The 14,268-nt window shown below is 62.2% G+C and carries 9 protein-coding genes; 6 read left to right on the top strand and 3 right to left on the bottom strand.

Features of this window, described 5'->3' with window-relative positions; translation table 11 throughout:
• Positions 1-4 precede the first annotated feature (4 nt).
• Together EI969_RS10640 and EI969_RS10635 are read right to left on the bottom strand one after the other, a co-directional pair.
• Entirely contained in the window at positions 5-1,978 is a 1,974-nt protein-coding gene (locus EI969_RS10640; RefSeq protein ID WP_160387694.1) for a MacB family efflux pump subunit, read from the bottom strand.
• On the bottom strand, positions 1,979-3,154 hold the full coding sequence (locus EI969_RS10635; protein WP_160387692.1) for an efflux RND transporter periplasmic adaptor subunit: 1,176 nt from the start codon (positions 3,152-3,154) through the stop codon (positions 1,979-1,981).
• Between the two features lie 373 nt (positions 3,155-3,527).
• On the opposite strand from EI969_RS10635, the gene EI969_RS10630 reads away from it, so the two are divergent.
• The 6 genes from EI969_RS10630 to EI969_RS10605 all read left to right on the top strand — a co-directional run bounded on the left by EI969_RS10630 (position 3,528) and on the right by EI969_RS10605 (position 13,300).
• A complete protein-coding gene (locus tag EI969_RS10630; protein ID WP_160387690.1) occupies positions 3,528-4,010 on the top strand; it encodes a sigma-70 family RNA polymerase sigma factor in 483 nt (160 codons plus the stop codon).
• A gap of 147 nt (positions 4,011-4,157) precedes the next feature.
• The gene (locus EI969_RS10625; protein ID WP_160387688.1) at positions 4,158-5,495 is read left to right on the top strand and encodes a lysine N(6)-hydroxylase/L-ornithine N(5)-oxygenase family protein; all 1,338 of its coding nucleotides are present in this window, start codon (positions 4,158-4,160) and stop codon (positions 5,493-5,495) included.
• Positions 5,496-6,056: 561 nt separating this feature from the next.
• Entirely contained in the window at positions 6,057-8,771 is a 2,715-nt protein-coding gene (mgtA, locus tag EI969_RS10620; RefSeq protein ID WP_160387686.1) for a magnesium-translocating P-type ATPase, read from the top strand.
• Between the two features lie 163 nt (positions 8,772-8,934).
• Entirely contained in the window at positions 8,935-9,336 is a 402-nt protein-coding gene (locus EI969_RS10615; RefSeq protein ID WP_160387684.1) for a chemotaxis protein CheY, read from the top strand.
• A gap of 109 nt (positions 9,337-9,445) precedes the next feature.
• A complete protein-coding gene (locus EI969_RS10610; protein WP_160387682.1) occupies positions 9,446-10,072 on the top strand; it encodes a response regulator transcription factor in 627 nt (208 codons plus the stop codon).
• On the top strand, positions 10,073-13,300 hold the full coding sequence (locus tag EI969_RS10605) for a transporter substrate-binding domain-containing protein (RefSeq protein ID WP_160387680.1): 3,228 nt from the start codon (positions 10,073-10,075) through the stop codon (positions 13,298-13,300).
• A gap of 3 nt (positions 13,301-13,303) precedes the next feature.
• On the opposite strand, the gene dkgB is transcribed toward EI969_RS10605, so the two are convergent.
• Complete coding sequence (dkgB, locus tag EI969_RS10600; RefSeq protein ID WP_160387678.1) at positions 13,304-14,107, bottom strand: 2,5-didehydrogluconate reductase DkgB; 804 nt, start codon at positions 14,105-14,107, stop codon at positions 13,304-13,306.
• Between the last annotated feature and the right edge of the window lie 161 nt (positions 14,108-14,268).

The following is a 14,268-nucleotide window of genomic DNA, read 5'->3' as shown; positions in this document are numbered from 1 at the left end:
TCGATCATTCACTGGTAAGGGCCGTGACCGGGTCGAGCCGGGCAGCTTTACGGGCCGGCATGTAGCCGAAAACAACACCGGTGACCAGGGCGCAGCCGAAGGCGCCCAGCACCGCTATCAGGGAGAACGCGACAGCCACTTCGCTGAACATCAGCACGCCGCCGACGATCAGCGCCAGGGCGATCCCGGTGAGGCCGCCCACTACCGAGAGCATCACCGCTTCGGTGAGGAACTGGCGCAGGATGTCGCGCTGGCGGGCGCCGGTGGCCATGCGGATGCCGATCTCGCGGGTGCGTTCGCGCACGGTCATGAGCATGATGTTCATCACGCCGATCCCGCCCACCAGCAGCGAAATGGCGGCAATCGAACCGAGCATCAGCGACAGGGTGTTTTGCGTGCGGGCCTCGGCCTGGATCATCGCCGCGTTGTTGGTCAGTTCGAAATCGTGCTTGCCGTCGTGCAGGCGCAGCATCAATTGCTCGATGGCTTTTTCGGTTTCCTTGACCTTGCGCGCGTCGGCGGCGGCGATGGCGATGTACTCGGGATTGTGCGTGCCGAACAGGCGCACGCTCGCGGCGGAGTAGGGGATGGCGATGCGGTCGTCGCTGTCGGAGTCGCCGGAGCTGGCGCCTTTTTCGGCGAGCACGCCGACCACCTGGAAGGGTACGTTTTCGATCAGGATGTACTGGCCGATCGGGTTGGCCACGTCCTTGAGCAGTTTGGTCCGCACCTTGTGCCCGATCACCGCGACCGCTGCGGCGTTCTGTTCATCGGCGTGGGTGAAGTAGCTGCCTTCGACCACCGGCCAGTTGAAGATCGTCGGAAAATTGGTGTCATTGCCGCCGACATAACTCAAATGGTCGAGGTTGCCAAAGCGCACCCCGGCTTCCTGGCCAATCACCGGCATGATCCGCGTCACTTGCGGCAAGCTGGCAATCGCCGCGACCTCATCGAGGGTGACGATGCCCATTGGCGTGCGCGGGTTGGGCGCCGAGCCGCTGAGGTAAATGATGTTGGAGCCGAACGCGCCCATCTGCGCCATCACCTGGCGCTTGCTGCCTTCGCCCACGGCGAGCATCACCACCACCGAGGCCACGCCGATGATGATCCCGAGCAGGGTCAGCGCGGTGCGGAACTTGTTGATCCACATCACCCGCCACGCCGCGTGCACGGCATCGACCAATTCGCCTTTCCAGGCGCCGGTGGCTTCGGCGCCCTCGCTCAGGCGCTTGCGCAAATCGACGGCTTGCAGGGCGCCGGGATTGGCCGAGTTTTGCGCGGCGGGATTGTCCCGGGCACTGTCGCTGATGATCTCGCCGTCGCGGATCTCGATGATGCGTTTGGCCCGGGCCGCCACTTCGCGGTCATGGGTGATGAGGATCACTACGTGGCCCTGGCTGGCCAGTTCGTCGAGCAGGGTCATGACCTCGGCGCCGCTGTGGCTGTCGAGGGCGCCGGTGGGTTCGTCGGCCAGAATGATGTGACCGCCGTTCATCAGCGCGCGGGCAATCGACACCCGTTGCTGCTGACCGCCGGAGAGCTGGTGCGGACGGTTGCCGGTGCGCGAAGCCAGGCCGAGGCGGTCGAGCAGGGCGGCGGCGCGGGCGTGGCGTTCGGCGGCCGGGGTGCCTGCGTAGATCGCCGGCATCTCGACGTTTTCCTGGGCCGAACCGGACGGAATCAGGTGATAGCCCTGGAACACGAAACCAAAGGCTTCGCGACGCAGCCAGGCCAGTTCGTCACTGTCGAGGGCGGCGACGTTTTCCCCGGCGAAGCGGTATTCGCCCGAGGTCGGGCGGTCGAGACAACCGAGGATGTTCATCAGCGTCGATTTGCCGGAACCGGAAGCGCCGACAATCGCCACGAACTCACCGGCATGGATCGACAGGTCGATGCCGCGCAACACATGAACTTCAGGCGCGTCGCCACCGCCGTAGGCTTTGCGGATGTCCGCAAGGTCGATCAGGGGCGTGTGCATTCAGCCGCCACTCCCGTCGACCGGACCGATCAACAGGTGATCGCCTTCTTGCAGGCCATCGAGGATCTGCACCCGCAGGCGGTCACTGATGCCGGTGCGCACGTTGCGCTGTTGGATGCTGCCATTGCTGGCGACCACTTGCGCGGTCTGCAGGTCTGGTTGTGTGCCGGCCTGCAGGGCGGCGATCGGCGCGGTGAGCACGTTCTGCGCCTGGTTGGCGACGAAGAACACCTGGGTGGTCATTTCCGCCATCAGCGCGTTGTCGACGTTGTCGACGTCCAGCAACACCGTGTACAGCACCACGCGGGCACTCCCGCTTTTGCTGGTGCTGGCGGGACTGCCGCCGCCCTGGCTGGTCTGGTCCAGCGGCTTGGGCGGGACAGGGAGGATTTGCCGCACGGTGCTGGTCCAGCGCCGGGTGCCGCCGCTCAGGGTGGTGAACCAGGCGTGCATGCCGGGTTTGACGTGGCCGATGTCGGCCTCCGAGACCTCGGCCCATACGGTCATGGGCGACAGCTTGGCGATGCGCAGGATCAGCGGTGTCTGCTGCTGGGCGTTGAGGGTCTGGCCTTCGCGAGCATCCAGGGCCACCACGGTGCCGGCCATCGGTGCATAGATCCGCGTGTAGCCGAGCTCTGCCTGATCGCTGCGCAGGCTGGCTTCGGCCTGGCGGATCTGCGCCTGGAACATGTCGATGCGCGCCTGGGTCACGCGCAATTCAGCCTGGGCGGTCTGCACGTCTTCATCACGGGTGGCACCGCCAGCGGCGAGGTTCTGTTGGCGCTGGTATTTCTGCCGGGCCAGTTCGTGTTGCGCCCGTTGTTCCTGCAGCTGCGCCTTGAGGTTTTCGATGGAGAACCGCCCGGCATCGAGTTTTGCCTGTTGCGTGGACGGGTCGATTTCCACCAGCAACTGGCCTTCCTTGACCCGGTCGCCGACTTCCACGTGGATCTTGTGGATCTGCCCGGAAGCCTGGGCGCCGACATCGACATAGCGCCGCGGTTGCAGGGTGCCCAAGGCCGTGACGCTGCTTTCGATGTCGGCGCGGCTGACCTGGACGGTGGCGAACTGGTCGCGGCCCGGCGGGATGAACTGCCAGGCGGCGACGGCGACTACTACAGGGATCAGGCAAAGTGTTGCAAGCAGCGCGCGGCGGGTCTGTCGGGGACGTTTCATGCAGGGTTCCGGCCAAAGGATATCGGCCCGTCGTTGAGCGGCGCAGAGACGGGAAGCTGTCCTGTAGACGTTGAACAGAGCAGAGAATTTAGCCGACAACACAAACCACTGTAGGAGCGAGCCTGCTCGCGATGGCCGCAAGGACGACGCGTTAAATCAGAAAGTACGCATCATCGTTCACGGCCATCGCGAGCAGGCTCGCTCCCACATAGTCCACGACTATTTATCGGGCAAGGCGACGCGGTACTTTAAATCTATATGAGAATTACTATAAATTACGCGATACTAATTGCCACTATCGTGCCACCGTTTATTTCAACGCTGGCACAAAGGGCTCAAGGACAGTAACCGCACCCCCGTGCGGACGGGAGTCATGTTGGAAAACTACTATCGCGAGCTGGTGTGTTTCCTGAACGCCAGGCTGGGCAACCGTCAGGTGGCCGAAGATGTGGTGCATGACGCTTACCTGCGGGTCCTGGAGCGTTCCAGCGAGACGCCGATCGAGCAGCCCCGGGCATTCCTTTATCGCACCGCCCTGAACCTGGTCGTCGATGACCATCGGCGCAACGCCTTGCGGCGCACCGAGCCGCTGGACGTACTCGACAGCGAAGAAAGCTGCTTCACGCCTTCGCCGCACAAGGTCCTCGATCACGGCCAGCGCCTGGACATGCTCCAGCGTGCCCTGGCGGAACTGCCACGGCTGTGCCGCGAAAGCTTTCTGCTGCGCAAGATCGACGGCCAGTCCCATTCGGAGATCGCCGGGCAACTGGGTATTTCCAAGGCCCTGGTGGAAAAACACATTGTCAATGCCATGAAGCATTGCCGTGTGCGGATGCGTCAGTGGGAAGAGCACTGATTCCGGCGGATTCATCAAGCCTTGTTAAATTTTGTTTCATTGTCCTCGTTCCTACTCAACAGACGACCTGTTGTGCGACCCAAAGCCTGTCAGGTCACTTAGGTTCAATGCCCCGCTTTAGCGGGGAACATCCAGAGGACACTGGAAATGACACAGGCAATTGCATCGCCCCTCGTTCACGACCTGATCGGCGTCGGATTCGGCCCGTCGAACCTGGCACTGGCCATCGCGCTGCAAGAGCGCGGGGCGAGCCAGGGCAATCTGGATGTGCTGTTTCTCGACAAGCAGGCCGACTACCGCTGGCACGGCAACACCCTGGTGACCCAGAGCGAGTTGCAGATTTCCTTCCTCAAGGACCTGGTGACCCTGCGCAATCCGACCAGCCCTTACTCGTTCGTCAATTACCTCAAGGCCCACGGGCGCCTGGTGGACTTCATCAATCTGGGCACCTTCTATCCGTGCCGCATGGAGTACAACGACTACCTGCGCTGGGTCGCCGGGCAGTTCACCGCGCAAAGCCGTTACGGTGAAGAAGTGCTGACCATCGAGCCGGTGCTGCACAACCATCAGGTCGAGGCGTTGCGGGTGATTTCCCGCGATACAAGCGGCCATCAGCATGTGCGCACCACCCGTGCGGTGGTGGTCAGCGCCGGTGGCACGCCGCGTATTCCCGAGGTGTTCAAGGCGCTCAAGGATGACGGCCGGGTGTTCCACCACTCCCAGTACCTGGCGCAGATGGCCAAGCAGCCGTGCGTGAACAACCAGCCGATGAGCATTGCGATCATCGGTGGCGGGCAGAGCGCGGCAGAGGCTTTCATCGATCTGAACGACAGCTTCCCGTCGGTGCAGGTGGACATGATCCTGCGCGGCTCGGCACTCAAGCCGGCCGACGACAGCCCCTTCGTCAACGAAGTGTTCTCGCCGGAGTTCACCGACCTGGTGTTCCAGCAGCCTGACAGCGAGCGCGAACGACTGGTCAACGAGTACCACAACACCAACTACTCGGTGGTGGACATCGACCTGATCGAGCGCATCTACGGCATCTTCTACCGGCAGAAGGTCTCGGGCATCGCCCGGCATGCGTTCCACACCCTGACCACTATCGAAAAAGCCACCGCCAACGAGCGCGGCGTCGAACTGCTGTTGCGCAACAACGCCACCGGTGAAGTCTCGGTTCGTCACTACGATGCCGTGGTCCTGGCCACCGGTTACGAGCGGCAGATGCACCGCAAGTTGCTGGCGCCGCTGGAAGAGTACCTGGGCGATTTCGAGGTCGATCGCAACTACAAACTGATCACCGACGAACGCTGCAAGGCCGGCCTCTACATGCAGGGCTTCTGCCAGGCCAGCCACGGGCTGAGCGACACCTTGCTGTCGATCCTGCCGATTCGTGCGGACGAGATTGCCGGCTCCTTGTATGAGCACGGCAAGCATCGCGGGCAGGGGCGGTCGGTGGTGGATTTGTTGTTGGCCACGGCCAGTTGAGTCCTGCGGCGCCTACAAAATTGCCATCGCGGGCAAGCCCGCTCCCACAGGTTTGGAGTGATCCTTGTGGGAGCGGGCTTGCCCGCGATGGCGGTCTGAAAAGCACCACATACATTGATTCCTGAACCCTTCCTGAAGATCCCCGAGATTGCCCCTGCAATATTTTGTATCGGGTTTACTCTGCAAACATCGGGGCGTAAGCTTCGCGCGTTTTCATCCATTACGGAGACCCACAGTGGGTACTTGTTCGAGTGACAGTTGTCGGCCGGTCTCGGTAACCGGCATTTTCTCGGCAAGATAACGCGCAGTCTCCTGTGCCGTTGTCTCGCCGACAAGCGAGCAGCGGCATCCCGATCATGGCCAGTCCCGGCCGTGTCCCGACGTCCCTCTCATCGACGCTGAACAGTGCGTGGTTTCGACTTTTTGTCGTGGCCGCCGCTCTATCGACACGCCTGTCATTCGTGACCGGCGCGCCAGGCCTTGCTTTGCCGGTTGTTCCGGCGGCAGCGGCGTGGACCTGCCTGCTCGACGGTTTCCCGGCTGACCAAAGGGGCACCAGCCATGAAACTTACCCTCAAGGAATTCTTCGCAGGTTTCCTGCGTAACCGCCACATCGCCCGGCACTTCCGCCGCCTGGCGTTGCTGGAAACCTTCACCGACACCACGGTCAGCCGTGAAGTCCCGCCCACCCTGGCGCAAACACTGGTGGCCGCTGCCGGCAGCGACACCGGTCAATTGCTCAACACCCTGGGCAGTCACACCGACGGCTTGAGCGAACTCGAAGCCGATGCCCTGCGCGAACAATTCGGCCTCAATGAAGTCGAGCACGAACAGCCGCTGCCGTGGTGGACGCACCTGTGGCACTGCTACAAGAATCCGTTCAACCTGCTGCTGACCTTGCTGGCGGTCATCTCCTGGCTGACCGAAGACATGAAAGCCGCCATCGTGATTTTCTCCATGGTGGTGCTCTCGACCTTGCTGCGCTTCTGGCAGGAAACCAAGTCCAACCAGGCCGCCGACGCCCTCAAGGCCATGGTCAGCAACACTGCCACGGTGATGCGCCGCGACCTTGAGGAACACAGCGCACAGCGCATCGAATTGCCGATCAGGCAACTGGTGCCGGGCGACCTGATCGTGCTGTCTGCCGGTGACATGATTCCCGCCGATTGCAGGGTACTCAGCGCCAAGGACCTGTTCGTCAGCCAGGCAGCAATGACCGGTGAATCGATGCCGGTGGAAAAATTTCCCCGCCAGCAGGACCGCGACACACTCAACCCCCTGGACCTGGACAACATCCTGTTCATGGGCACCAACGTGGTGTCCGGCACGGCCATGGCGGTGATTGTCACCACCGGCAACAGCACCTATTTCGGCGCCCTGGCCCAGCGGGTCGGCGCCACCGACCGGGCGCCGACGTCGTTCCAGACCGGGGTCAACAAAGTCAGCTGGCTATTGATCCGCTTCATGTTCGTGATGGCGCCGCTGGTGTTGTTCATCAACGGTTTCACCAAGGGCGACTGGACCGAAGCGCTGCTGTTCGCGCTGTCGATCGCCGTGGGCCTGACCCCGGAAATGCTGCCGATGATCGTCACCTCGACCCTGGCCAAGGGCGCGGTGTTCCTGTCGCGCAAGAAAGTCATCGTCAAGCGTCTCGACGCCATCCAGAACTTCGGCGCCATGGACGTGCTGTGCACCGACAAGACCGGCACCCTGACCCAGGACAGGATCTTCCTGGCGCGCAACGTCGACGTCTGGGGCAACGACTCGGATGACGTACTGGAAATGGCCTATCTCAACAGCTACTACCAGACCGGCCTGAAAAACCTGCTGGATGTGGCGGTGCTCGAGCACGTCGAAATCCATCGTGAGTTGAAGGTCGGCACGGCGTTTCGCAAGGTCGACGAGATCCCGTTCGACTTCACCCGCCGACGCATGTCGGTGGTGGTCGCCGGGCACGATCAACCGCATCTGCTGATCTGCAAGGGCGCGGTGGAAGAGATGCTGGCGGTCTGCTCGCGGGTGCGTCATGGCGCGGTCGATGAAGCCTTGAGCGAAGAACTGCTGGCACGCATCCGTCAGGTCACGGCCGCATTCAACGCCGAAGGCTTGCGGGTGGTGGCGGTAGCGGCACGGCCGATGATCGAAGGGCGCGACAGCTACAGCCTGGCCGATGAGCAGGCGCTGACGCTGATCGGTTACGTGGCGTTTCTCGATCCGCCGAAAGAAAGCACCGCGCCAGCCCTCAAGGCGTTGGCGGCCCATGGCGTGGCGGTGAAAGTGCTGACCGGCGACAACGAGCTGGTGACGGCGAAGATCTGCCGCGAAGTCGGCCTGGAACAGCAAGGCCTGCTGATGGGCAACGACATCGAACGCATGAGCGATGCCGAGCTTGCGAAGGCGGTGGAGACCACCAACGTCTTCGCCAAACTCACGCCGTCGCACAAGGAGCGCATCGTCCGCCTGCTCAAGGGCAACGGCCATGTGGTCGGCTTCATGGGCGACGGCATCAACGACGCCCCGGCCCTGCGCACCGCCGACATCGGTATTTCCGTGGACAGCGCCGTGGACATCGCCAAGGAAGCGGCCGACATCATCCTCCTGGAAAAGAGCCTGATGGTGCTGGAGGAGGGCGTGCTGGAAGGCCGTCGTACCTTCGCCAACATGCTCAAGTACATCAAGATGACCGCCAGTTCGAACTTCGGCAACGTGTTCTCGGTGCTGGTGGCCAGTGCGTTCATCCCGTTCCTGCCGATGCTGCCGATGCACTTGCTGGTGCAGAACCTGCTCTACGACATTTCGCAGATCGCCATTCCGTTCGATAACGTCGACGAGGAAATGCTCAAGCAACCGCAGCGCTGGCAGCCGGGCGATGTCGGGCGCTTCATGCTGTTTTTCGGGCCGATCAGTTCGATCTTCGACATCACCACGTTCGCCTTGATGTGGTACGTGTTCGATGCCAATACGCCGGATCACCAGACCCTGTTCCAGTCCGGCTGGTTCGTGGTCGGGCTGCTGACCCAGACGCTGATCGTGCACATGATCCGCACGCCGAAGATCCCGTTCCTGCAGAGCCGCGCGGCCATGCCGTTGCTGGTGATGACCGGGCTGATCATGGCCGTGGGGATTTTCCTGCCGATGGGACCGCTGGCGCACTACTTCAAGCTGCAGGCCTTGCCGTCGCTGTACTTCGTGTTCCTGCCGGTGATCCTGCTGGCGTACATGGCGCTGACCCAGGCGGTGAAGGGCTTCTACATTCGCCGGTTTGGCTGGCAATAAGGCCGCGAGGCTGGCCAATCAACACAATCCCTGTGGGGGCCAGGGTTTCCTTGGCAAGCGTCAGATTAACCGGCATTCATTTAGGAATATTCCTACATAAACCTAAGGTGGTCTTCCGTAGGCTTTGCGACCTCTTGAAACCGACATCCTTTTGGAGGTCACCTTGCCGAACAAATCCTTGCGCATCCTGATCGCCGATGAGCAGCACTTCAACCGCCTGCGGATCGAGCGGCTGTTCAACCAGCTCGGTTACTTCCGGGTGGCGCCGGTGCAGAGCCTCGGCGAGCTCCTGCCACTGGTGGAGTACGCTTGCGAGCCTCTGGATCTGGTGCTGGTCAATGGGGCGATGGCCAACGGATCGCTGGACCTGCCGGGTTTCCTTGCCGACAACCCGCAGGTTCATCACGGGTTTATCTTCAACGAACCGCAAGCGCCGATGCCGCCCGTCGGGGGCAAAGTCCGGGTCAGCCAGGCCGCCCTGCCTGATCTGGCGTCGATTACGCAGTTGATGAGCGTCGTTGAACGTCGCTTACCGTTCGTCGAAACTGTCATTTCTGTCAGGTAGTTCTTTGCCGCCTTCCATGCAAGAGTTTATGCGCAGCGTTGTGCCCAACGGCTGCGGGGCCTGGAGGGCATTTTTTTGCCCGATCGTGTGGTTTTGCACGGGAGTTGTCATGAAGTCAGCACTGATTGTGGAAGATCATCCGGTGGTTCGCTCCATGATCAAACTCGTACTCAATGGTGAGGGGTTCAAGCAGATTTACGAGGCCTCCCGTGGCGATGAGGTCCTGTCGTTGATCCGCGAGCATCAACCGGATGTCGTGCTGCTGGACCTGGGCCTTCCCGGTGTGGCCGGGCTTGAGGTGATGGACCGCATCAAGGCGGAACACACGCGCTGCCGCGTGGTGGTGTTCACCTCGCTGGAGGCGCAGTTTTATCAGGACCGCTGCATGCGTGCCGGGGCTGTGGCCTATGTTTCCAAGAGCCGGGACCTGGATGACCTGAAGGCGGCGGTGAATTCGGTGATGGCCGGCTACACCTATTACGCCCAGATCCCCTCGAGTTCCGTGTCGATGGGGGAGTTGCAACGCAGTGAAAAGCAGTTGATCGACAAGCTCTCCAATCGTGAACTGACCATTCTGCAGTACCTGGCCCGGGGCTCGAAAAACCTGGAAATCGCCGAGATCATGCACCTGAGCTACAAGACCGTCAGTACCTACAAGACCCGGCTCACCCTCAAGCTCAATATGAGCTCGTCGGTGCACTTGAGGGATTTCGCCCTGCGCAATCATCTGATCTGAATGAACGCCCTGAGACGACTGACAGTTTGGGCGCTGACGGGCCTTCTTCTATGGGCATCGACGGCCTGTGCGCAACAGTCGCTGACCCTGCTGGGACGTTCGAGTGTCGAAGGCCTGAGCGTCAGCCTGTCGGACACCGAGTCGCGCTGGCTACGGCAAAAGGGCCGACTGGTACTGGCCGTCTCGGCTCCGGACTATCCGCCCTTCGAGTTCAATACGGCGGGCAAGGTGTTCGAAGGCATAACCGCCGATTACGCCGGGTTGCTCGAACAATTGTTGAACGTCGCCATTGAGGTCCAGCGTTATCCGTCGCGGGCCGCCGCAGTGCAGGCCATCAAGCAAGGGCAGGCAGACCTGCTGGGAACGGCCAATCGCTACGAAGCCGAAGATCCGCTGCTGCAGATGTCCAGCGCCTACGCGGTTGATCAACCGGTGCTGGTCACGCGTACCGATTTTCCACCGGTGCGCGACCCGACACTGGCCGGCAAGCGATTGGTGATGCTGTATCACTACCTGCCCGAATACAGCGTGCAACAGTTCTATTCCAGGGCGCAGGTCCAGCTGTTTCCCTCGACACTGGCGGCGATCGGGGCCGTGGCTTTCGGCCAGGCCGATGTCTATCTGGGCGATGCGATCAACGCTCACTACCTGATCAGCAAGAACTACCTGAACAACGTGCAGCTGACGGACTTCTCGCCCATGGAGTCCGGGCGTTTTGCCTTTGCGATGGCCCGCGACAACGCTTCGCTGTTGCGCGTCGTCAACAAGGCGCTGGCGGCCGTCAGCACCAATGAACAGATGAACATCCTGCGCCGCTGGGGGGCAAACGGGGCGTCCATCCCGGGCACCCAGTCATTGCAATTGAGCGTGGCCGAACAGCACTGGCTCGAACGTCACCCGCTGGTCAGGGTGGCGATCAATGAAAACATCCCGCCGATTACATTCATCGACAGCGAAGGCCATTTTCGCGGTATCGGCGTCGACGTGCTGGCGAAGATCAGTTCGCGCACCGGGCTGCAATTCGACATCCAGGGCATGAAGTCGGTGGCCGAGATGATGGCCGGCATCAAGAGCGGGCAGATCGATGTGCTGGCCGGCATCGGCCTCAGCTCCCAGCGTGAAGATGAGCTGCTGTTCACCCGCGCGTTCCTCAGCAGCCCTTCGGTGCTGGTGACCCGTGCAGCCGCGGACAGCCCCCGGACGCTGGATGACATGGCGGGAAAAACCCTTGCCCTGACCCAGGGCAACATTGCCGGCGAGTACCTTCGCCAGCATTACCCGCTGATCCAGCCGGTGGATGCGCCGCTGTCCACGGACGCCATGGAAATGGTCGCCCAGGGCAAGGCCCAGGGCGGCATCAACTCGTTGATCAGCGCCCGATACCTGATTTCCCGGCAGTATCGCGATCGCCTGCAAGTGACCAGCACCGTAGGCACCGACCCTGCAAGAAGCACTCTGGCGACCAGTCGCGAGGCTGCCGAACTGCATTCGATTCTGGACAAGGCGCTGCTGAGTATCCCGCCCGAAGAAATAGACGAGCTGACGCAACCCTGGCGGTATGACTCGATGGTCGAGCAGAGTTACTGGCTGCGACACCGGCAGGCGATCGTGCAGGCGTTTGCGCTGGCGGGTGTCTTGCTGTTGCTGGCGTTGGCCGGGATCGTCTGGCAGCGCCGGCAGATTCGCCAGCGTCAGCAATTACTCGGGCAACTGCAGGAAGCCAAGGACGCGGCGGACGACGCCAACCGCGCCAAGACCACGTTCCTGGCCACCATGAGCCATGAAATCCGCACGCCGATGAACGCCTTGATCGGCATGCTCGAACTGGCGCTGAAACGGGCCGATGAAGGGGAGACCGACCGCGCCGCCATCGAGGTGGCGTCCAACGCCGGGCAGCAGTTGCTGGATTTGATCGGCGACATTCTCGACGTGGCGCGGATCGAGTCCGGGCATTTGTCGCTGGCACCGGAGCGGGTCAATCTGCACGCGCTGGTGGCATCGGTCTGCCGGGTTTTCGAAGGGCTGGCGATGCAGAAGAACCTGCAGTGGCGAGTCGAGCTCGACGAGCACAGCGACCGCGACGTGATGCTCGATCCCCTGCGCTTCAAGCAAGTGCTGTCCAATCTGCTGAGCAACGCGATCAAGTTCACCCGTCAGGGCCAGGTCAGCCTGACGCTGCGAGTGCAGCCCCAAGCCCCGGCGCATCTCGCCGTCAGCGTGCGGATCGAGGACAGCGGCATCGGTATCAGCGCATTCGACCAGCAGCGCCTGTTCAGCCCTTTCGTCCAGGCGGACAACAGTGCGCAGACCGCCCGGCAGGGTTCCGGCCTGGGCCTGGTGATCAGTCGCACCCTGTGCGAAACGATGGGCGGCCAGTTGCAACTCGACAGTGAGCTTGGGCGCGGCACGCGGGTGGAGATCAGCCTGCTGCTGCCCGCCCTGCAAGCGTTGCCTGCGGGGGAGATGGCCGGGGATTCGGCGCCGCTGGCGACCCGTGCGTTGTCGATCCTGGTGGTCGACGATTACCCGGCCAATCGCCTGTTGCTCTCGCGCCAACTGAGCTACCTGGGCCACCGGGTGGTACTGGCGGAGGACGGTGCACAGGGGCTTGAACAGTGGCGCGCAGAGGGCTTCGACCTGGTCATCACCGACTGCAATATGCCGGTGCTCAGTGGCTATGAACTGGCGGGCGCAATACGTGAGCAAGAGCGCGTGCAGGGGCTGTCGCCGACCTTGATTCTGGGCTTTACCGCCAATGCGCAGGCCGAGGAGAAGGCCCGATGCCAAGCGGCGGGCATGGACGATTGCCTGTTCAAACCGATTCGCCTGGTGGACTTGCAGGTGTGGCTGGCCCAACGCTTTGCCGGCACACCCTCGGCGGCAATCGATGACCATGGCTTCGCCGAGTTCGATTTGAGCGGGCTGGAACGTTTTGCGGATACGGAGCCTGGTTTGATCGAGCAACTGATGCACGATCTGGCGCTGACCAACCGCGAGGACCGCGTGCATCTGCTGGCCTTGCACACCAGCGGCAATCGCTCGGGTTTGCAGACGCTGGCACACCGGATCAAGGGCGGAGCACTGATGGTGCGAGCGCTGGGCCTGGTCGAATGTTGCGAACAGCTGGAGCGAGCGTGCAATGAAGGCAGCGCGGCACTGATCGACGACGCCGTCGATCAGTTGCAGCAAGCCATGACCCGCCTGGACCACAGTATCGGGCAGGGCTGAGGCTCAATCCCAGTTCGGCGCGATACCTTTTGGACTGGTCAACCGGTGGCCGCGATCCAGGGTCGCGATCAGCGCCATGTCGGCCTCGCTCAAGGTCAGTTCGCGAGCGTTCAGGTTGCTCTCGAGGTTGGCTCGCCGAGTGGAAGACGGGATCACCGCGTAACCCGATTGCATGGCCCACGCCAGGGTGACCTGGGCCGGTGTCGCTTGCAGGCGCTCGGCGATCTGCTGGATGAGCGGGTCCTTGAGGACTTCACCGTAGGCCAGGGTCATGTATGAGGTGATGCCAATGCCCTGGCTCTGCGCGAACTCGACGACTTTGCGGTTTTGCAGGTAGGGGTGCAGTTCGATCTGGTTCGTGGCGATGTGCTCGGCACCGATGGCTGCAATCGCTTGCTGCATCAGGTCGATGGTGAAGTTGGACACGCCGATCTGCCGGGTCAGGCCCAGGCGTCTGGCTTCGAGCAGGGCGCCCATGAATGCTGCGACGGGTACTTGATCGTCTGGCGACGGCCAGTGGATCAGGGTCAGGTCCAGGTAGTCGGTCTGCAGTTTGCGCAGGCTTTCCTTCAGGCTGTCGATCAAGCGATCACCGGCCAGGTTGGCGACCCAGATCTTGCTGGTGATGAACAGTTCTTCCCGGGCGATGCCGCTGGCAGCGATGGCCTCGCCGACCTCGGCTTCGTTCTCGTAGATTTGCGCGGTATCGATGGCCCGGTAGCCGAGCTGCAGGCCGGTGCTCACCGAATCGATGACCACCTGGCCTTGCAGGCGAAACGTACCCAGACCGAAAGCGGGGATAGACATTGATGACTCCAGGGGTTGCAGTGGGAATGGGCGGCAGTATCCGCGCCTGCATCCGTGAGAAAAACCGCTGGAGCGGCAAAGCAATGTTTACCGCAAATCAACAATCGGGTCAGACCGATGTTTTGAGGGTGTCTGGTCTGACGCCATCGCTGGCAAGCCAG

Origin of the sequence: Pseudomonas sp. PB101 (assembly GCF_009764265.1) — a bacterium.
In the GTDB taxonomy this organism is placed as follows: Bacteria; Pseudomonadota; Gammaproteobacteria; order Pseudomonadales; family Pseudomonadaceae; genus Aquipseudomonas.
The sequence above is the reverse complement of the archived record's forward strand: the minus strand, read 5'-3'. Positions and strand labels throughout refer to the sequence as shown.

Excerpts from the sequence above, each read along its gene's own strand:
- EI969_RS10635 (WP_160387692.1), bottom strand. The coding sequence starts at position 3,154 with ATGAAACGTCCCCGACAGACCCGCCGCGCGCTGCTTGCAACACTTTGC.
- EI969_RS10625 (WP_160387688.1), top strand. The coding sequence starts at position 4,158 with ATGACACAGGCAATTGCATCGCCCCTCGTTCACGACCTGATCGGCGTC.
- mgtA (WP_160387686.1), top strand. The coding sequence starts at position 6,057 with ATGAAACTTACCCTCAAGGAATTCTTCGCAGGTTTCCTGCGTAACCGC.
- EI969_RS10610 (WP_160387682.1), top strand. The coding sequence starts at position 9,446 with ATGAAGTCAGCACTGATTGTGGAAGATCATCCGGTGGTTCGCTCCATG.
- EI969_RS10630 (WP_160387690.1), top strand. The coding sequence starts at position 3,528 with ATGTTGGAAAACTACTATCGCGAGCTGGTGTGTTTCCTGAACGCCAGG.
- EI969_RS10640 (WP_160387694.1), bottom strand. The coding sequence starts at position 1,978 with ATGCACACGCCCCTGATCGACCTTGCGGACATCCGCAAAGCCTACGGC.
- EI969_RS10605 (WP_160387680.1), top strand. The coding sequence starts at position 10,073 with ATGAACGCCCTGAGACGACTGACAGTTTGGGCGCTGACGGGCCTTCTT.
- dkgB (WP_160387678.1), bottom strand. The coding sequence starts at position 14,107 with ATGTCTATCCCCGCTTTCGGTCTGGGTACGTTTCGCCTGCAAGGCCAG.